Origin of the sequence: Streptomyces sp. NBC_01445, assembly GCF_035918235.1 — a bacterium.
Classification (GTDB): Bacteria; Actinomycetota; Actinomycetes; order Streptomycetales; family Streptomycetaceae; genus Streptomyces.
Genome location: NZ_CP109485.1, coordinates 2,557,781 through 2,575,672 on the forward strand (window position 1 = coordinate 2,557,781; position 17,892 = coordinate 2,575,672).

The window sequence follows — 17,892 nt, forward strand, 5'->3', positions numbered from 1 at the left end:
TGTCGACTGGTCGAGCGGGCCCGCGCGGACGCCCTGGGAGGAGGTGAACTCATGGAGAGTCCGCTCGCATGACGCGGAGTTCGAGCATCGCGGCGAAGCGTTTCCCGGGGTCGTTCAGGTCCGTCCCGGCGATCTCCGCGGCCCGCCGCAGCCGGTATCGGAAGGTGTTCGGATGCACGTCGAGCGAGGCGGAGGCGCCCAGAACATTTCCGAGACTGTCCAGCAAGGCGGTCAGAGTCTCGACCAGGGCGGTGCCGTTTTCTCGGTCGTAGGTGCGCACACACGTCTCCGACCAGAGCCGCCACGGATCCCGGGGTCACGACCGAGAGATGGAACGAGAGCGCGTCGGCAGTCCGCTCCAACAGTTGGCGGCTCGTCGGTGCGCCCGCAGCGGAGGCGGCGGTCATCCCGGAAACGGCCATGGCCATCACGGTGACCGGTCGGCCCGCCAACCGGAGGCGCTCGATCGCCTCCGGCGCTGCGGGACCTTCGGCGAGAGCGGTGGCGATGAGAATCGTGGGAGGGCTGGACGAAGCCGGGCCGCAGCGCGTACCCGTTGTGGAAGGCGGCGATGACCGCGTTCTTGGTGCGGCCCTTGACTCTCGTCCAGCGGCTGCGGCCCTTCTCGCTGCTGTCGGTGCCGCCGCCAGAGACGTAGCCGAACGTCAGCGCCGGATTGATGGCGGCGAGGGTGTGCGCTGCGGCCACGGTGTAGTCGTAGGTGCTGCGTTCGTAGTCCTGCGGGCTCAGACCGGCGGAGGAAACACCGAGGCCCCAGAAACAAGCATCCGCTCCGCTGAACTCCTCTGTGATAGCGCTGAAGTCGAGGAAATCGGCGTGCAGGACCTGTCACGGGCCCGCCACCCGCGTCGGCGTGATGATCAGTGGCGGCGGCTACCAGGGCAAGACGGAGACCACGTGCGAGGCCGTCGCCGCGTTCGAGGACTCCTGGCGCGAACTTCATCACCACCTGCTCCCGAACCGGCTCCGGGCGCCCGCGATGTGTGGGTGCCCGTCGCCTAAGTGCAGACGCCGGTGACTGCGAAACCGAAGCGCACCTGCAAGGCTATCCTCGACTTCTACGGTGCCCCCACCTGGCGCATGGACGTGCCCGACCTGATGCGCCAGACCGCGGCCTCGCTCGCCGATCACGGCACCAAGGTGCTGGTCCTGGATTTTGGCGATTGGTCGCGATGGGGTGAGACGGCCTTGATCGGGTGTCTCGCGGACTTCGTTCTTCTGCAGATGATCGAGGACCTCTGTAAGTATCCGCTCACCCTCCGCATTACCCGGTCTTACGAGCACAACGCCGACGCGGTCGCCAATGACATCGCCACACACCGGGACATCGTTCAGGCCGCGAGCGAGGGCGATCCGGACCGGCTGGCGGAACTCGTGACCGCCCACTGGCAGGGGCTCACCGAGTCCCTCCTGCGAGGCCGAGAAGCGGATGAGGTAACCCCAAGGCCGGATAGTCAGCGTTTCCGCCCGGGGCACAAGGGCTCGTAGCACGTATCTGTCAGGCCCAGAACATGAGCAACGCGGCTCCGTTGAGACAGGTAGTCAACCAAAACGTCCCTGCCGATGGAGCCGCGTTGTCCACTTGAGTTGGGTCGTGCTTCTCAGGGATTGGGGTTCCGGTAGATGCTTGCGGCCATGGCGCCCAACTGCTTGTTGGCTTTGAGTGCCAGGTCGATGGCACCGTTCACGGTGTTACCCGGTGCGGGGATGTCATTGACGTAGACGGCGAAGGCGTAGCGGCGGCCGTTCTCCGCATCGACATATCCGGCGAGTGCCTTGGTGGTCAGGGCCAACTTCCCGTTGACGGCACCGATCAGGGTGCCGGTCTTGGCTCGGATGTGGCCTGCGGCCGGGTCGGTGGGCTTGATGACGCCGGCCAGCGAGCCGTCTACGCCCATGGTCGGCATGGAGTCGTGCAAGACGCCGAAGTAGTTCTTCCCGGAGAGATTCCGCAGTAGTTGTGTCTGGGCGGCCGGTGTGGCCCTGTCACTGGTGAGGCCCTGGGCGTCCACGAGATCGAAGGAATCACGGTCGATGCCGGCACGCGTAAGAAATTCTCGTTCGGTCTTCATGCCGTCGGCGTAGGTGTGCTTGCCGTTGTGGACGGCCATCAGGGGCGGCAGAAGGTTGGCGCCGAGGTTGTGACTGACCTTGTTGATCAGTTTTGCGTATTCCTTGAAGGGGGGTGACGTGTAGCTTGCGGAGACGGGCAGCCTTTTGACCTTCTGCACCGGCGGGAGTTTGCTGCTGGGATTGTCCCCCAGGGTTGGAGAGGCGACGGAGACGCCATGCTTGGCGAGTGCTTCGATGAGTACCGTGCGGGCGAACGCGGCCGGGTCGGGCACTTGGTACGTCGCGATGAAGGGCGCGGTGGCGTCCGCCGGCACGGAACCCCGTATCCGGATGCGTCCGGCAGCGGGAGAGTCGGTCTTCACGGCCGGCTTCGTCCCGGCGGGAGTCGTGGTGACGCGCGAGTCGACGGTGAACGCGGCGGTCTTGGGGCGCCAGTCGACGGTTGCCTGCCGGCCGGGTGCTGCAGGGGTGATCAGCAGGTCAATGAGGTTGTCGTTGACGACTGTTGGCGTGATGGGTGTGCCTCCGATCGTCACAGGGGCCCAGAGGCGGTCGTCGATGACCACGTCTCCGTCGATGTGCCGGATACCGCTCGCCGCGACCTGTCGGGCGAGGTCATTGATGCCGGCGAGGGGGTCTTCACGCGTGAGGGTGGCCATACCAGGCACGGCATTTGCATCGGTGTGGTCGAAATCCGGGATGTCGACCTTTCCGAGCGCGTTGGTCCGCCCGCCGAGTGTCAGATCGCCGCTTCCCACCATGATGAGGTTTCCGGAGAGGCGGCCGTCGTGCGATACCGAACCGGAGCGAACAAGGGGGGTGCGGAACCGATGGCTGCTCCCGAGTGTGTCGAGCGCGGCGCCGACGGCGAAGGTCTTGGCGGTCGAGCCTGTCACGAACTTGGACGTGGCGTTCTTGGACTGCACGACCTTTCCGGATTTCAGGTCGGTGACCTGAAGACCCCACTGTCCCGAGGACCATGGGGCACCTCGCATGAGTTTCTGCAGCTCTGCGCTCACTCCAGCAGCGCTCGATGATCCTGGAGCCGAAGGATGCTTGTGGGTTGTGTCGGTGTGGCACGCGGAAGCGGTGAGCGCAGCGACCGTCGAGGCGGCGACAACGGCTACGGTGCGGGGCCGTCGGCGTCGTGCCTTCAGCTTGACGGCGTGTGCGCCGTTCATGAGAGTGCGCTCCTGCAAGGCGACGCCTTGGCGGTCCGACGGGGTATGACGGCGCACGAAGCCAGTGATCCTGGAGAACATTTGGGGTTGATCCTCATCTTGTTGCGCGGCGGTGACGCGAGTGGTCATGCCGGAGTTACGAACGCAGGGCCCGGGCAGCGACCGTGCGTGATGTACGGGCAGCCTGGAGGGCCAGGGCGAGGCAGGTGGTCAGGAGGGTCACAGCGGCGAGTGCGCCGAGCGTTTCCCACGGGAGACCGTTCAGAACGCGGGCGATACTGATCCTGGCTCCCGCGGCGATGGTGGCACTCGTGACGGCGATGGAGATCGCGCCGAAGAGGATTGCCGTCCCGGCGTAGATGGCTCCCTCATAGATCGTTGACCGGGTGACCACGCCCGGTCGTGCGCCGGCGACGGTCACGACGGCAGAGTCACGGGTGCGCTCCCGCCCGACCAGGGCGATCACGGCGAGGCCGCCGACCCAGGACACGACGAAGACCCAGCCCAGAACGACCATGACGTCACCCAGCCCGGCGGTGCTTCCGGGCATGACGTTCCCCATCACCATGAAAAGCCCGACAAACGACAGGGAGAGCGCGAAGGGCAGCACCGTAGTGACGCTTCGAGCTGCCCGTGCACGGCACGATTGCACGGCAAGGTGCCAGGTGACGCTGCGCGACGGTACGAGTGCGGTCCAGAGCTTCATCAGAGGCGTGAGAACCCACGGCCCCATCAGCAGCGCCAGGCAGATGAGGAACAGGTCGCCGGCGAAAGCGAAGGCCGTCCGCTGTTCGACGCCGCCTTCGAGTTCCAGTCCCAGCCCGGGAATCCACATGCCGACCACTCCGGCGAGGAGACACAGGGCGAGAACGCTGCGTGCGGCACCCGGCCGGGCCGGCGGATCCGAGAGGTCCCGGAAGGCGCGCATCTCCGGTGTCTTGGCGGCGCGGCGTGTGACTCCCCAGCCGCCGAGCAGACACGGAACCACCCCGAACAGCACAGCTACACCCACGTGCCAGAACTCGAAGCCGACCGTCGCTCCGTGCAGATCGAGTCCCGTGGCCGTCCACTGATCGAGGGCGATACCCGCGACCAGAGGAGCCAGCGGCACCGCCAGCGCACCGGCAATCGTGCCGAGCACCATCAGTTCGGTGCGCAGGATGCGCCTGACTCGATTGCGGGGGATCCCGAGGATCACCCACAGGGCGTGTTCGCGTCGCTGGGTCTTCAACGTCAGACCGACCGCGGACGCGACGATGCCCACGGCGGCGAACAAGGTGAAGAAGACGATGTTTCCGCCCAGCGCGATCGACGCCGAGGACATGCGTGTATCGCCTGCTGCGCGCGCCGCCGAGACAGCGGTGAACATGGCAATGACCGAGCCGGCTGAGCATGCCGCGCCGACCGCCGCACACACGAGCGTCCACAACCACATGGATGCCTGCATGCGGATGTCCGACAAGACGAGTCGCATCATGCTGCTTCGTCACCTGCCTCATCCACGGACTGCGCCGCGAGGACGGCATCGCTCACTGCGCGGGAGTCGCCGCCGGGAATGACGGCGTGAATGCGCCCGGACCCCATCACCACGACCTGGTCGGCCCGTGCGGCCGCGTGAGGGTCGTGCGTGACCATGAGAACCGTGGTCCCCTGCGCGGGGAGCGCCTGGAGCCAGTCGAGCACGACATGACCGGACTTGAGGTCAAGCGCCCCGGTCGGCTCGTCGGCGAAGACGATCCGCGGCTGATTCGCGACGACCCGGGCCACTGCGACGCGCTGGCGTTCCCCGCCGGAGAGGCGGTCGGGACGTCGCCGGGCGTGCTTGGCGATGCCGAGCCGCGTCATCGCGTCGTCAACACGGGACTTGGGCACACGGTGGCCGGCCAGCCGCGCCGGAAGGGAGATGTTGTCCTCGACGGACAGAGAGCTGACGAGGTTGTACTCCTGGAAGATGAAGCCGACGTTCTCGCTGCGGAATGCAGCCTGCTTGCGCGGCGAGAGCGAAAGGATGTCCGTCCCGAGGATCTCGATGGAACCTGCGGTCGCTCGCTCCAGGCCGGCCGTGCACAGCAGGAGCGTCGACTTGCCGGACCCGGACGGGCCGACGACGGCAGTCAGCCGGCCTTCTGGAACGTCAAGGTCGATAGCGTGCAGCACACGTGTTGTCTCGCGTCGACGACCCGGGACCGGAAAGTCCATCTGAAGGCCACGCAATCGAATACACGGAGCAGAAGAGGAAGCTGAAAAAAGCATGTCTCAAGCCAAGCAGGGCGCGAGGGCCGATGCACGGGTGCCTGCACTGCTTGAAGGTAGACCTGGGTCTACCTTCTGGCGGTGTGCGACAATGCTCGCCATGGCGCAGATTCGCTTGGTCCGGAGGGTACTGACAGAATTGGTCGCAGCAATAACCTTCCCGATTCTGCTGCTTTCTCTCCTCTTTGTTCCGGTAGCGGCCCCAGTGGTGGCAGAGGTAGACCGTTCACGAGCCCATTTGTGTGGCGCTGAGGCACTGCCCCTGAGGCCCGCTGCTCAGAGCTGGACGCGATGGGTGACACTCCGGCTGCGTTCAAAGTCAGTATGGAGAACCGATCTCCCTGTTTTCCTCGCCACGTTGCTCCTGTCCGCGCTGTCACTGTTGATCTCCTTCTTCGGATTCATCGGCGCCGCCGCCTTGGTTTTCTCTCCCGTACTCTGGGCCTTCGGTATCGCAGCGCAGGTCGGCCCGTTCACGCCGAAATCAGTACAGCAAACCCTTCTGGCCGTGCCCGCAGGAATCGCTTTGGGTGCAGTTACCGTGAGTTCGTTGACCGGAGTGTCCCTTCTTCGTGACCTTCTCCTGCGCGCTTTCTCGAGAAGCCGGGACTCGGACCTGCTGGCGAAACTTGAGGAGCTCCGCAGCAGCAGGGCGTCCCTGACCGCGGCCTTCGAGATTGAGCGACAGCGAATCGAACGCGATCTGCACGACGGAGCCCAGCAAGAGCTCGTCGCCGTCGTCATGCGCCTTGGGATGCTGGAGGCGCATGACGACGGCGACGAGCGAACCGTGCAGCTGGCACGCCAGGCACAGGCCCACGCGGAACGCGCCCTGGAACGGCTGCGCGAAACAGTGCGTGACATCCACCCCCGTGAGCTGAGCGACCTCGGCCTCATCGCAGCTGTCCGGGAACTGGCTGCGCGATCACCCCTGCGCGTCGAGTTGACCAGCAATGGCGACGACTCTCAGCTTTCGTCGCCAACAGCGACGGCGGTATACTTCACGGTCTCCGAAGCTCTGACAAACATCGCGAAACATGCAGGTGTGGGCACGGCGCAGATCGACATGAAATGCGCGAAAACTGGCGTGAAAGTGCGTGTTCGTGACGACGGTGCCGGCGGTGCGAGGCTCGACGCGGGTTCCGGACTCGCAGGACTGCGTGAGCGAATGCGGAGTGTCGGCGGGGATCTCGAAATCCTCAGCCCGGCCGGTGGCGGAACGAAGGTTACAGCGTCCGCCCCCAGCCAACCCCCATGGTAAAAGAAACAGATTGAGCAACCCGATAGGGGCGGGCATGAGAATTGTCCTGGCGGACGACAGTGTGCTGATTCGTGCGGGTATCCGAGAAATCTTGACCTCCAACGCCCATGACGTGATCCGCGAATGCGAAGACGCCGATGAGCTGGTGGCCGCTGTCGATGCATTGGCACATGCCGGGACCGCTCCAGACATCGTCATTACGGATGTTCGCATGCCACCGGGAAACACAGATGACGGGCTCCGTGCTGCAATCGATCTGCGCTCCCGGTACCGGGATCTGCCGGTGGTGGTCCTTTCCGCATATGTCACGGGACCATATGTGCGAGAGCTCCTCAACGGGCCAGGCGCTGACGGAGCCGTCGGGTACCTGCTCAAGGAGAAAGTGGGAAGAGTCGCAGACTTCCTACGGGCTCTCGAGACGGTCTCCAGGGGCGGAGTAGTGATCGACCCCGAGGTCGTCCGCCACGTCACGCGCGCTCACTCCCCTCAAGGGCCGCTTGCCCGACTCACCGCCCGCGAGCGAGAGGTGCTCGCCCTCATGGCTGAGGGGAGCTCCAACGCGGAGATCGCATCGAAGTTGTTCCTTTCGGGCGCTGCTGTCAGCAAGCATGTGGCGAATGTTTTCGCGAAGCTCGGCATGGCTCCCGGCGAAGACAACAGACGAGTCAAGGCCATTCTGACCTGGTTTGAATACAATTAACTCGACGGGTTGATTCCGACCTCGACCGGAATTCCCCTCGGCTCAGAGGGTGACGCGCGGACACATGGCACGGGCGCGGTGCGGTGGCCAGGCGGGCCAGCTACGACGCTGCCCTTGCCGATAACCTCATCCGCCCTGGTGGAAGTAGCTGTGCCACGACGCGTGGGATGTCGGCCGCGTCGCCCGACCCGGCGCTCTGGCAGGGCCGAAGATCACTGCGCCATGATGATCGGCTGTGCTGCTACGACTGGCGTACCGGGGTGTGACGAACGCGTTCGCGATGCTGCGACTGCTGCCGATGAGTGAACAAGAGAAGACCGTCGAGATCCTGGCGTTACGCCATCAGCTCTCGGTGCGCGCCTTCGGGCCACACCACGTCAACAGTGAGACCGCGGGCGCGAGCGTCCTCGACGACGTCGGCCGTTCCCCCGCCCTTGCCGGACGGCGGCCCACCGTTCCATACCGCGACGAGCCGGTCGGCGCGTTCGAGCACGGCCGTGTTCGCCGTCTCGTACGCCTGCCGGTTCGCAGTCTCGTGCGGCATCACGATTACCTCGTCGGCCGCCTCGACAAGCCGGTCGAACAGTGCGGCATGATCGGGCTTGACCTTGTTCTGCCGGTAGTCCTGTGACGGCAGCACGACGACGAGGCGGCCGCCCGCGTTCAACAGTTCCTCGGCGAAGATCGAATCCGAGCCCTTCGCGATGCACGAAACGCCGACGAGGCTGCCGTCGGAGTGCTCGGCGAGCAGTTTTCGCAGTGCCTCACGAACGAGCCCGACACTCTCGTCGGTGAGGTCCATATGCCCGGTAACGGCAAGAGTCGTCACGCTTGTCTCTCACTCTCGTCAGCTCGCCAACAACCCGCGCAGCCTATCCCGTGCCTCCCTAACTGCCGGAGACGCCGAGTGCCCCACCGTGTACGGGTAGAGGCTCCCGAGTTGCGTGCGGACACGGCTTGATTGCGTCTCCTGCGCCGCCTCGACCGCGCGGTGCGTCTGGCCTACCGCCTCGGCCAGATCCCCTTGCAGGAACGAGCACTCGGCAAGCCCGATCCAGTCCAGTGCATGACTGCGCCGCGCGTCCGCCCCACGCGTGGCGATCGCCGTCCGGATCTCGTCGGCGGCCGATTCCGCGTGGGCGCGAGGGTCCTTGCGGGCAAGGTCGAGCAAGCGCCCGCCGGTGACCCCGGCGAGCTCGGCCTCATCGAAGTACGCGATCCAATAAGGCTCTTCACCCGGAACGGCTTTCGTGAGTTCCTCGGCCGCCTGCGCTGTTGCACGACCGAACGCGGCCGACCGCCCGGTCGCGGCCAGTGCCCACGCTTCCCGTGTGTGCAGCATCGCGCGGACGCGGGGTCCGGCATGGCCGCGGGAACCGTCCTGCGCCAACCGCACGAGGTCGAGCGCATCGTGCGGACGGTCGCGGTAGAGCATCTGTCGAGCCATTCCTGCAAGGACGTTGGCTCCGAACGCCAGGTCGCCACCGGCGTGGGCGGCCCGCAAGGCAATGCGGAAATAGTCCTGTGCCCGGCGCTGCAACCCCGAATCCCATGCCATCGTGGCTGCAGTCCCGGCGAGTTGGGCCAGGACCCGATAGAGGCGTTCCTCGATCTCGGGTCGCTGATGTTCTTCGAGGGCGGCCGCAACTTCGTTGAGCTGCCCGACGACCGCCTTTCGGCGAAGTCCACCCCCAAACTTGTGATCCCACGCGCGGAACGCCCGTGCTGTTGTCTCCAGTTCCGCGACTTCCGCCTTACCTAGACGTCCTCGAAGCGGTTGCGATTCACCTGCGGCGGAAGGCTGCAACCAGCCTTCGAGCGGATCGAGCAGCCCGGCTCCCGTGGCCACAACGGCCGCAATCGCGCGGGATGCCGCGCGCCGATCCATCACTAGGTCACTCCTCGTCACGCGAGCGGCCATCGACACCGCTGTGCCGCGGTACCACGGGACTGCCGCCGACTCATCCTCGTTGGGTGAGTCGGCGGCCCTGTCTGTGTCCGGGTCGCCGGCGTCGTCCTCGCCGCTCCGCTCCCACGGGCGGCGTGCCAACCCGAGCATGTTTCCCGGGATGCGTAGACCGTCGGAGACTCGGCAGATCACCTCGAAGCTCGTAATCTGCTGCTGCCCGCTGACGATGTTGGAGACCTTGCCCGGTGTGAGTTGACATGCCGCCGCGATCTTGTTCTGCGACAGTCCGCCGTACTTCTTGATCAGGCCAAAAGCGGCGGTGAAGTCGTGCTCTGCAAGGGCGCGCCTCACGTCGTCCCGGTCAAGGATCTCGGAGGTCAGCGGTCCAGCGCTTTTGGCGTTCATGCAGGCCAACTCTCGCATCAGGATAAGCAGTTGACGTGGCGCTTAGCGCAACGAGTGTATTACCGCCTAGGTAACACCTGCCGGTCATCCCGCTATCTGGTTCGCCCCGCCAATCTCAAAGGGTGACAAGACCGAGCGGGCCCCAGGCCGAGTGGAGAACTGATGTGACCGACAGCAATGCACCTTTGCGGAACTCTCCGAAGCCGTCGACGCCTTACATGAACGACGCAGCGAACTCCCTGTACGAGGCGAACCCCGCCGATGCGTACCCGGTAATCGAATGGATCAAGCGCACCGGCGCGAGCGTCGACGAAACCCTCGCGGCGTGGAAGGACGGGAGGCTCGCTGAATTGCCCGTCGGCCGCGCATGGGACGTCGTCCGCATTCCCACGTTCGAAGGCTGGGAGGTGGTGCGGCAACTGTGCGCGCTGCGCGTGGCTCTCGGGCCTGTCCTGCACACGCAGCTCGGCGTCGAGGTACTCGTGCCCGTCGGGTCGGCCGAGGACTGGGACTGCCCCGGCTCTACCGTCCTAATCGTCGGTGACACGATCGATGTGCCGCACCCCGCGGTCGTCCCTCCGCACACGCAGAACGCAAGGTCGTGGATCAGTGCCCCGCGTAGTGAACCGACCCTCACCGATGCCGCTGACCTGTACGGCGCTTACCTGTCCGCCACGGCGACGATGACGCGCGCGAACAGGTCCGGCCGATGAGAACGTCCATGCCTGTCTCCACACCCTCCACGCCGCGGGTGCCGACACCTGGCCTGATTGCGTCGCTCTCGGTCCGCCCGTGGATCGACCACACCAGCGACGGAACCGGGTCCGCCCCGGTACTGATCACGCATCCGCCCGCGCGCCGGGACGCCGACACTGCGGCCGCGATCGGGCAGCGGATGCTCGGCGTCGCGCGAGCGCTGGGCGCCATGCCGCCGCGCGCCACGCTGCCGAACGTGGGCGCACGGGTCGCAGTGCACAACGGCGTCGTCCTCGTCCGCCTCGACGGCAGCGGGCACATGCTCACGATGCGCGCCGGTCGATGGGCGCAGGTGATCGTCGAGCTCGGGCAAGTGCTGCTCGCCGTCGGCCTGGACCCGCTGTCGCCGGGCGCGTGCGGCGCCGACGTCGACGAGTACATCGAGTGTTCGGGCAAGGCCGGCCGCCTGTACTTCGCGATCGCCGAAGTCGCCGAGTCGCCACGACACATGCAGGCGACCCCTTAGGCAGGGTCGACCGGCGGTCGAGTCTCCCCCGTGGCTCCCGCCGGGCGGCCCGATACAACGCCCCCTCATTGAAGGGCTTTTGCTGGTGCTCGCTGCATCCGAGTTAGTGACCCAATCGTGGTATCCGACCGCACAGACCAGCGACGGAAACGAGTGGATCACCGGCCGGTGCTGGCTGTACTGCCGCCGCGAAGGCATCCGCGTGACGTGGATCGGCCCCGCATGCACCCCCAACGGCGAACGGCCGATGTACGCCTGCGCCGTCTGCATTGCGGAGCTCGACTACATGGTGCGCGACGAGCAGCGTCGCATCGACCTCGGCGAGCCGCCCGCCCGGCCGGACACCGGCCACCCCTGAACCCCGTCCCCGCGGACTGAAAGAACGAGCAGTCGGCGGGGCGGTGCTCCATCGCACGATCCGACCGAACCCAACGAGAGGAACGACACGCGATGTTCAACCACGCAGACCGAATCCCGACCGGCAGCCCGCTCCCGCAGGGGCACCTCACGCCCGCCCCGTGGGGGCTGCGTCGACTGGCCGCGTACCCGACCGGCGAGACTCCGCAGCACAGCCGCGTCGAGATCGACCCGGTCACGCAGACCGGCCGCTACCTGAACGCCGACGGCGTCGTCGTCATGTCCCCCGGTCACGGCACGAGCAGCGGCACCAACCCGTCGACCGGCACGTCTCCCGACGGCCAGGGCGGCGGCGACACGGACACCGGGAACGACACCGACCAGTGACACACGATGCCCGCCCGGTCGCGGTCGTCACGAACGACGACGACCCGACCGCCGATTTCGTGATTGCCGAGCTGCACGGCCGGGGTGTTCCGGTCGTGCGATCGACTCCGGTCACTTCCCCGCGACCCTGTCGTGCTCCGCCCGCATCGGCGGCGGCACGGCACGGTGGCAGGGAAGCATCGCGACCCCAACCCGCGTCGCCGATCTCGACGGCATACGGGCGCTGTACTACAGGCGCCCGTCCGGGTTCGCGTTCCCGCACCTCGACGAGCAAGACGCCCGATTCGCTACCGCGCAGGCCCGGTACGGACTCGGCGGCGTCCTCATCTCGCTGCCCGACTGCCTCTATGTCAACCACCCGCACCGCATCGGCGACGCCGAGTACAAGCCAGCCGGGCTCGCCGCCGCGGCCGCGTGCCGGTTCACGCTGCCGCCGACGCTGATCACCAACCGGCCCGACGACGCACAGGCGTTCGTCAAGGAACACGGGCCGGTGATCTTCAAACCGCTGTCGGTGCCGCTGTACCTGGTCGATGGCGAGGCGCAGACCGTGCTCGTCGACCAGGTCGACACCGGCGAGATCGACGACAGCGTCGCCGGGACGATGCACCTGTTTCAGGCCCGCGTCGACAAAGTCGCCGACGTACGGGTAACCGTGATCGGCAGCCGCGCGTTCGCGGTGCGGATCCACTCCGGTCTGCTCGACTGGCGCACCGACTACCGCACCCACACGTATACGCCGGTCGAGACCCCGCCCGACGTTGAGCGCGCACTCTTCGCTTACCTGCGGCACTTCGGGCTCGTCTTCGGCGCGTTCGACTTCACCCTGTCCACCGGCGGCGAGTGGACGTTCATCGAGTGCAACCCGTCGGGACAGTGGGCATGGATGGAACCACCGACCGGGCTGCCCATGACCGCGGCGCTTGCCGATCTTTTGGAACGAGGCACCCATGACCGAACCTGATCTCGCCAAGGTGGCGTACGAGCTGCGGCACGAGCTCGCCGAGCACCTCGTCGGCGAGGGGTGGCTGCGCGCGCCCGAGTGGCGCGCGGCTATCGAGGACGTCCCCCGGCACGAGTTCGTGCCGCGGTTCTACGTCACGAGCGACACCCCCGGCGCGACGACGTACGTACCGATCACGCCCGAGCTCGTCGGCGACGAGGCATGGCTGCGGCAGGCGTACGGCGACGAGACGCTGCTCACGCAGTTCGACGGCCGGGAAATCGACTGGTCGGATCCGCAGCCAATCCGCAATGCGAACCCGACGTCGTCATCGACGCTGCCCTCGCTCGTCGTGCGCATGCTCGAAGCGCTCGAAGTCGACGACGGCATGACCGTGACCGAGTACGGCACGGGCACCGGCTACTCGACCGCGCTGATGTGCCGCCGCCTCGGCGCCGACCGGGTCACCTCGGTCGAGACCGACCCCAATGTCGCCGCCCGAGCCGCGGCCGCCCTCGAACGGTGCGGCCACCGGCCACAGCTCGTCGTCGGCAACGGACTCGACGGCGCCGGCCTCCACAAGCCGGCCGACCGCACGATCGCGACCATGGGCGTGCGGAACATCCCCGAGGCATGGGTACGGGAGACGCAGCCGACCGGGATCATCCTGGCGACGCTGCGCGGCTGGATTCGCTCGCTCGGGCTCGTGCGGCTCGTCGTCGAAGACGAGCAGACAGCGACGGGCCTGTTGATCGCGAGCGAGCCGCATTTCATGATCGCCCGGCAGCAGGACGCGCCCGAGAACCTCGGCATGCTGCCCGGCCTCGAAGACGGGAAGACCCGCGCGACGCCGCACGGGCCCGAGCTGCTGGGCATGCACGACAGCGGGTTCGTGGCGCAGCTCGCCATGCCGAACGCCCGGTTCTTCACCATGCCGGCCGACGACGGCACCGTGAACACGTTCGTGCTCGACTCGACGACCCAGTCGTTTGCGGTGCTGTCCCCGGACGGCGACGGGTGGACGGTCCGTCAGGGCGGCCCGATGCTGCTGTGGGACGAGGTCGAGCGGTCTCTCGCGCTCTGGCATGCAGCCGGAGCTCCGGACCCGTCCGAGTTCGGTGTGAGCGTCACAGCCGGCAGTCAACGGGTGTGGCTCGGTACGCCTTCCGGGCCGAGTTGGAGCCTGCCGATCGTCTGAGTCCCGCCCACGTCAAACGTCCTCGCCGCCCTGGCCCGCGCCACGGGTCGGGGCGGCGTTCGGCCGCTATCGAGGGATTGGTCCCTTGAAAGCCAACGAAACCCTGCCCACTTACTGCCGCGCCGCGCCCCTCCCACCTTGGTGGCACCTCCCAACCGCGTTCAACTTTTCGATGCCGCGCACAACGGGCCCGGACACGAATCCGGCATATGGGGTCCTGGAAATCGGACATGGGGCCAAGATTTCGCATGGCCCCATACCGTCGGTTCCCGTTATGGGGACGCCGCTCCCACCCTCGCTCCCACCGGGAGCGAGGGTGACCTGCGCGAAGAGCGCTAGCCCATACCCATAAGACCCCCCGAACGACGGGGAGCCAGCAGTCACAAAACGGACACGGATGCGAACGCGCGGGCAGGAAATCGAATATGTGCGCAGCGGCCCGAGTGGGAGCAATTCGTTAAGGGGACTGGGAGCGAGCGTGCTCCCTCCCATCGCTCCCAGGGAGCGGGCCCGGGAACAGAAAAAGGGCCGTTATGAAAACGGCCCTTCACCTGCGACGTTCGATACGTTCGAACTGTCGGGACGACAGGATTTGAACCTGCGACCCCTTGACCCCCAGTCAAGTGCGCTACCAAGCTGCGCCACGTCCCGATGCTCGTCTGACCTGGGCTTTCCCCTGGCCGAACGCGCACGGAAACCATACCGCACTCGGAGCGGTGGTCGCGCACCCCTTTCTTCCGCGGCCAGCGCGCGGCAGGTCAGTCTTGACCTCAAGTTGGCTTGAGGTTGCACGCTCCTGTCATGACAACGACAGCGGCACGTACAGCGGCGGGCTCCCACACCTACGAAGACCTTCCGGCCCTCATGGGACGCATGACCGGCGACGAGAAGCACGGCCCCGCGGCGACCTCCACCCTCGATGTCCTCTGGGTGCTCTACGACCGGGTGCTGCGGGTGGCGCCCGAGGGCGTGCGGGATCCGGAACGTGACCGGTTCCTGCTGTCGAAGGGCCATGGCCCCATGGCGTACTACGCGGTGCTCGCGGCGAAGGGCTTCGTGCCGGAGGAGTGGCTGCCCGGCTTCGGGTCGTACGACTCCCCGCTCGGGCACCATCCGGACCGGGTGCTCGTCCCCGGCGTGGAGATTGCGAGCGGGTCCCTTGGGCACGGGCTGCCGATCGCCGTCGGGACCGCGCTCGGACTCCGCGCGCAGGGCCTTGCGGGACCGGCGGTCTGGACGCTGATCGGGGACGCCGAGCTGGATGAGGGCAGCAATCACGAGGCCGTCGCCTTCGCCGGGCCTGCCGCCCTCGACCGGCTGCACACCGTCGTCGTCGACAATTCCTCGGCCAGCTACGCCAGGCCCGGCGGTATCGCGGCCCGCTTCGAGGCGGCCGGCTGGTCCGCCGCGACCGTCGACGGCCGCGATCACGAGGCCCTGTACGAGGCCTTCACCGCGCCGCACCCGGGAAGGCCGCGCGTGGTCGTCGCCCGCGTGGAGCCCAAGAGCGCCTGAGCCGCGCGCCGCCCCTCTCTCCTGTTCTCTTTTCTTTTCCCCGGAAGGACACCCGCGTCATGGACACCATGCGTGATCGATTCGCCCCTGTCGTCTCCCGGCTGCTCGACGAGGACCCCCGGGTCGCCGTCGTCCTCGCGGAGATCGGCAGGGACCGCTTCGTCGAGGCCGAGCGCCGGCACCCGGACCGGGTGATCAACGTGGGCATCAGGGAGCAGCTGCTCATCGGAACGGGCGCGGGGCTCGCGCTGACCGGGCTGCGGCCCGTCATGCACACCTTCGCCAGCTTCCTGGTGGAGCGCCCCTTCGAGCAGGTGAAGCTGGACCTCGGGCATCAGGACGTGGGCGGGGTCCTGGTGAGCGCCGCCGCCTCCTTCGACTGGCCGTCCGGCGGCTTCACCCACATGGCGCCGGGCGACGTGGCGCTGCTCGACACCCTCGACGGCTGGACCGTGCATGTGCCGGGCCACCCGGACGAGGCCGAGACTCTGCTGCGGCACGCGGTCGGCGCCGGTGACGACCGGGTGTACGTCCGCCTCTCGGTGCAGTCGAACAGGGAGGCACTCGCCGTCGACGGGGAGCGTTTCCTGACCGTCCGCGAAGGCCGGGGCGGCGTCGTGGTCGCGGTCGGGCCGATGCTCGACGCGGTCCTCGCCGCGACGGAGGGCCTCGACCTGACCGTGCTCTACGCGACGACAGTGCGTCCCTTCGACGCCGGGGCGCTGCGGCGTGCCGCGGGGGCGGCCGACGTCGCCGATGTGGTGATCGTCGAGCCGTATCTGGCGGGTACGTCGACGGCGGCCGCCAACGACGCGCTCGCCGACCTGCCGCACCGGGTGCTGGGGCTCGGTGTGGGCCGCCGTGAGCTGCGCCGCTACGGACAGATCGAGGAGCATGTGGCCGCGCACGGCCTCGACCCCGCGTCGCTGCGGGAGCGGATCAGCGGCTTCCTCGGCGGGCGGGCTCGCGGCTAGCGGGGGCCTTGCGCGGGCTCCCGCCGGGCACGGTGCTGTCGACCCGTATGAGGCCTCTGATCGCGGGTACGGAGAGCAGGGCCGCCGCCACGAGGACGGTCGTCACGCCGCCGGCGAGCAGTACGTGGCGGGTGCCGAAGACTCCGGCGGCGGGTCCCGCGAGGGCCTGGCCGACCGGTGTCATCGCGAGGGAGCCCGCGACGTCGTAGGCGTGTATGCGGTTGAGGACGTCGCGCGGGACCTGGGTCTGGATGCTGGTCGCCCACATGACGCCCCAGAACGACATCCCCGCGCCCGCGACGACCGCGCCCGCCGCCATCCACTCCACGCTGAGCCCGGCGCCCACCGTCGCCGGGAACAGGCTGAACCCGAAGAGGGCGACGGCCCCGGCGCGCAGCATCCGGCGGGGGCGCAGCCGCAGGGCGAAGACGCCGCCGATGACGGTGCCGAGGCCGAGCGCAGAGTTGACCAGGCCATAGACGCGCGGGCCGTGCTCCTGGACGACCTGCGTGGCGATGAGCGGGACGGCCGGGCCCCAGGCGGCGATCATCAGCACGCACCAGATCGCTATGACGCCCCAGAGCCAGGTGCGCGATCTGAACTCCCGCCAGCCCTCGACGAGATCGGCCCGGAACCCGCTGCCGCGAATCGCCTCGGTGCCGGGCTGGGCCGCGGGCAGCCGGAGCAGGAGCAGGCACAGTGCGCTCAGCCCGTACGTGCCCGCGTGGGCCGCGAAGACGACGCCCGGCGAGGCGAACGCGACGAGCAGGCCGGCGACGGCCGGGCCGGCGAGCTGCGCCACGGACTCGGCGACGCGTATCGCGCCGTTCGCCGCCTGTACGTCGGCGGCGAGGCGCGGGACGGTGCTGGCGACGCCGGGCTGGAAGAGGGCGGACGCCGCGCCGTTCACCGCGCCGATCACGCAGATCTCCCAGAGCACCACGTGCCCGGAGAAGAACATGACCGCGGCGAGGGACTGGGTGACGAGGCGCGTGACGTCGGCGCCGATCATCAGCAGTCGCGTGCTGAACCGGTCCGCGAAGACACCGCCGAAGATGACGAGCCCCGCGAAGCAGGCCACGGAGGCGGCCATCGCGAGCCCGACGGCGCCCGCGCCGTACCCGTGCTGGAGCAAGCCTGCGGCGAGCGCGACCGGGAGCATGGTGTCCCCCAGCTTGGCCACGGCACGCGCCGAGAAGAACAGTCCGAAGTCCCGCGACCAGATACCGCCGCGCGGCCGCCTCGATTCACCGGGACCAGGATTCGACCCCCCAGCCGAATCCCGCGGCCCCCTCGATTCACCAGGACCAGGAATCAGCCCCCCGGCCGAATCCCCGGCCCGCTCCCGCTCCTCCCCCGACCCCCGTGGCCCTTCCTTCGACATTCCGCCCATGCCTGCCCGTACCCTCCCCGGCGGCGCGGCGGCCCCAGCGGCTCCGCGTCCCCCACCCCCGCCGGATCATGCCACGCAGCACCGACATCGCCCCGCGAAT

17 protein-coding genes, 1 tRNA gene and 1 pseudogene are annotated in these 17,892 nt (G+C 67.7%); 11 read left to right on the forward strand and 8 right to left on the reverse strand.

Features of this window, described 5'->3' with window-relative positions:
- Nucleotides 1-49: 49 nt before the first annotated feature.
- Nucleotides 50-280 carry a helix-turn-helix domain-containing protein gene (locus OG574_RS11920; protein ID WP_326773182.1) on the reverse strand — a complete coding sequence of 77 codons (231 nt, stop codon included), beginning with the start codon at nucleotides 278-280 and terminating at the stop codon, nucleotides 50-52.
- A 743-nt stretch (nucleotides 281-1,023) separates the two neighbouring features.
- Between OG574_RS11920 and OG574_RS11925 the strand changes: the two genes are divergently transcribed.
- A complete protein-coding gene (locus OG574_RS11925; protein WP_326773183.1) occupies nucleotides 1,024-1,509 on the forward strand; it encodes a hypothetical protein in 486 nt (161 codons plus the stop codon).
- A 113-nt stretch (nucleotides 1,510-1,622) separates the two neighbouring features.
- Here the strand turns inward: OG574_RS11925 and dacB are convergent, their stop codons facing one another.
- Genes dacB through OG574_RS11940 form a run of 3 tightly spaced genes read right to left on the reverse strand, consistent with a single transcriptional unit; the run spans nucleotide 1,623 to nucleotide 5,432 of the window.
- Nucleotides 1,623-3,404 carry a D-alanyl-D-alanine carboxypeptidase/D-alanyl-D-alanine endopeptidase gene (gene dacB, locus OG574_RS11930; RefSeq protein ID WP_326773184.1) on the reverse strand — a complete coding sequence of 594 codons (1,782 nt, stop codon included), beginning with the start codon at nucleotides 3,402-3,404 and terminating at the stop codon, nucleotides 1,623-1,625.
- Nucleotides 3,405-3,411: 7 nt separating this feature from the next.
- Nucleotides 3,412-4,752 (reverse strand): FtsX-like permease family protein, encoded by a 1,341-nt coding sequence (locus OG574_RS11935; protein WP_326773185.1) that lies wholly within the window; start codon nucleotides 4,750-4,752, stop codon nucleotides 3,412-3,414.
- Nucleotides 4,749-5,432: an ABC transporter ATP-binding protein gene (locus OG574_RS11940; RefSeq protein WP_240654141.1), complete on the reverse strand. Its 684-nt coding sequence runs from the start codon at nucleotides 5,430-5,432 to the stop codon at nucleotides 4,749-4,751. The genes OG574_RS11935 and OG574_RS11940 overlap by 4 nt, the downstream gene beginning before the upstream one ends.
- A 454-nt stretch (nucleotides 5,433-5,886) precedes the next feature.
- Between OG574_RS11940 and OG574_RS11945 the strand changes: the two genes are divergently transcribed.
- Nucleotides 5,887-6,789 (forward strand): sensor histidine kinase, encoded by a 903-nt coding sequence (locus OG574_RS11945; protein ID WP_326773186.1) that lies wholly within the window; start codon nucleotides 5,887-5,889, stop codon nucleotides 6,787-6,789.
- Nucleotides 6,790-6,823: 34 nt separating this feature from the next.
- Complete coding sequence (locus tag OG574_RS11950; RefSeq protein WP_116507097.1) at nucleotides 6,824-7,489, forward strand: LuxR C-terminal-related transcriptional regulator; 666 nt, start codon at nucleotides 6,824-6,826, stop codon at nucleotides 7,487-7,489.
- Between the two features lie 334 nt (nucleotides 7,490-7,823).
- Here the strand turns inward: OG574_RS11950 and OG574_RS11955 are convergent, their stop codons facing one another.
- The gene (locus OG574_RS11955; RefSeq protein WP_326773187.1) at nucleotides 7,824-8,318 is read right to left on the reverse strand and encodes a hypothetical protein; all 495 of its coding nucleotides are present in this window, start codon (nucleotides 8,316-8,318) and stop codon (nucleotides 7,824-7,826) included.
- 18 nt (nucleotides 8,319-8,336) lie between these two features.
- Complete coding sequence (locus OG574_RS11960) at nucleotides 8,337-9,803, reverse strand: hypothetical protein (protein WP_326773188.1); 1,467 nt, start codon at nucleotides 9,801-9,803, stop codon at nucleotides 8,337-8,339.
- Nucleotides 9,804-10,021: 218 nt separating this feature from the next.
- Here OG574_RS11960 and OG574_RS11965 point away from each other — a divergent pair, with 218 nt between their 5' ends.
- The 6 genes and pseudogenes from OG574_RS11965 to tgmC all read left to right on the forward strand — a co-directional run bounded on the left by OG574_RS11965 (nucleotide 10,022) and on the right by tgmC (nucleotide 13,910).
- Complete coding sequence (locus OG574_RS11965) at nucleotides 10,022-10,516, forward strand: hypothetical protein (RefSeq protein ID WP_326773189.1); 495 nt, start codon at nucleotides 10,022-10,024, stop codon at nucleotides 10,514-10,516.
- 8 nt (nucleotides 10,517-10,524) lie between these two features.
- Nucleotides 10,525-11,025: a hypothetical protein gene (locus OG574_RS11970; RefSeq protein ID WP_326773190.1), complete on the forward strand. Its 501-nt coding sequence runs from the start codon at nucleotides 10,525-10,527 to the stop codon at nucleotides 11,023-11,025.
- A gap of 106 nt (nucleotides 11,026-11,131) precedes the next feature.
- Nucleotides 11,132-11,383, forward strand: a complete 252-nt coding sequence (locus tag OG574_RS11975; RefSeq protein ID WP_326773191.1) for a hypothetical protein — start codon at nucleotides 11,132-11,134, stop codon at nucleotides 11,381-11,383.
- A 92-nt stretch (nucleotides 11,384-11,475) separates the two neighbouring features.
- Entirely contained in the window at nucleotides 11,476-11,769 is a 294-nt protein-coding gene (tgmA, locus tag OG574_RS11980; protein ID WP_326773192.1) for a putative ATP-grasp-modified RiPP, read from the forward strand.
- Nucleotides 11,766-12,733: pseudogene (gene tgmB, locus OG574_RS11985) on the forward strand (ATP-grasp ribosomal peptide maturase). The gene tgmA and the pseudogene tgmB overlap by 4 nt, the downstream one beginning before the upstream one ends.
- A complete protein-coding gene (gene tgmC, locus OG574_RS11990) occupies nucleotides 12,720-13,910 on the forward strand; it encodes an ATP-grasp peptide maturase system methyltransferase (RefSeq protein WP_326773193.1) in 1,191 nt (396 codons plus the stop codon). The pseudogene tgmB and the gene tgmC overlap by 14 nt, the downstream one beginning before the upstream one ends.
- A gap of 577 nt (nucleotides 13,911-14,487) precedes the next feature.
- On the opposite strand, the gene OG574_RS11995 is transcribed toward tgmC, so the two are convergent.
- Nucleotides 14,488-14,561: transfer RNA gene (locus tag OG574_RS11995), tRNA-Pro, on the reverse strand.
- A 150-nt stretch (nucleotides 14,562-14,711) separates the two neighbouring features.
- On the opposite strand from OG574_RS11995, the gene OG574_RS12000 reads away from it, so the two are divergent.
- Together OG574_RS12000 and OG574_RS12005 are read left to right on the forward strand one after the other, a co-directional pair.
- Nucleotides 14,712-15,425 carry a transketolase gene (locus OG574_RS12000; protein ID WP_326773194.1) on the forward strand — a complete coding sequence of 238 codons (714 nt, stop codon included), beginning with the start codon at nucleotides 14,712-14,714 and terminating at the stop codon, nucleotides 15,423-15,425.
- Between the two features lie 59 nt (nucleotides 15,426-15,484).
- Nucleotides 15,485-16,399 carry a transketolase gene (locus tag OG574_RS12005; protein WP_326773195.1) on the forward strand — a complete coding sequence of 305 codons (915 nt, stop codon included), beginning with the start codon at nucleotides 15,485-15,487 and terminating at the stop codon, nucleotides 16,397-16,399.
- Here the strand turns inward: OG574_RS12005 and OG574_RS12010 are convergent.
- Nucleotides 16,365-17,783 (reverse strand): MFS transporter, encoded by a 1,419-nt coding sequence (locus OG574_RS12010; RefSeq protein WP_398378010.1) that lies wholly within the window; start codon nucleotides 17,781-17,783, stop codon nucleotides 16,365-16,367. The two genes, OG574_RS12005 and OG574_RS12010, sit on opposite strands and share 35 nt — an antisense overlap.
- Nucleotides 17,784-17,892 lie beyond the last annotated feature (109 nt).

Excerpts from the sequence above, each read along its gene's own strand:
- dacB (WP_326773184.1), bottom strand. The coding sequence starts at position 3,404 with ATGACCACTCGCGTCACCGCCGCGCAACAAGATGAGGATCAACCCCAA.
- OG574_RS11935 (WP_326773185.1), bottom strand. The coding sequence starts at position 4,752 with ATGATGCGACTCGTCTTGTCGGACATCCGCATGCAGGCATCCATGTGG.
- OG574_RS11950 (WP_116507097.1), top strand. The coding sequence starts at position 6,824 with ATGAGAATTGTCCTGGCGGACGACAGTGTGCTGATTCGTGCGGGTATC.
- OG574_RS11960 (WP_326773188.1), bottom strand. The coding sequence starts at position 9,803 with ATGAACGCCAAAAGCGCTGGACCGCTGACCTCCGAGATCCTTGACCGG.
- OG574_RS11965 (WP_326773189.1), top strand. The coding sequence starts at position 10,022 with ATGAACGACGCAGCGAACTCCCTGTACGAGGCGAACCCCGCCGATGCG.
- OG574_RS11970 (WP_326773190.1), top strand. The coding sequence starts at position 10,525 with ATGCCTGTCTCCACACCCTCCACGCCGCGGGTGCCGACACCTGGCCTG.
- tgmA (WP_326773192.1), top strand. The coding sequence starts at position 11,476 with ATGTTCAACCACGCAGACCGAATCCCGACCGGCAGCCCGCTCCCGCAG.
- tgmC (WP_326773193.1), top strand. The coding sequence starts at position 12,720 with ATGACCGAACCTGATCTCGCCAAGGTGGCGTACGAGCTGCGGCACGAG.
- OG574_RS12000 (WP_326773194.1), top strand. The coding sequence starts at position 14,712 with ATGACAACGACAGCGGCACGTACAGCGGCGGGCTCCCACACCTACGAA.
- OG574_RS12005 (WP_326773195.1), top strand. The coding sequence starts at position 15,485 with ATGGACACCATGCGTGATCGATTCGCCCCTGTCGTCTCCCGGCTGCTC.
- OG574_RS12010 (WP_398378010.1), bottom strand. The coding sequence starts at position 17,783 with ATGTCGAAGGAAGGGCCACGGGGGTCGGGGGAGGAGCGGGAGCGGGCC.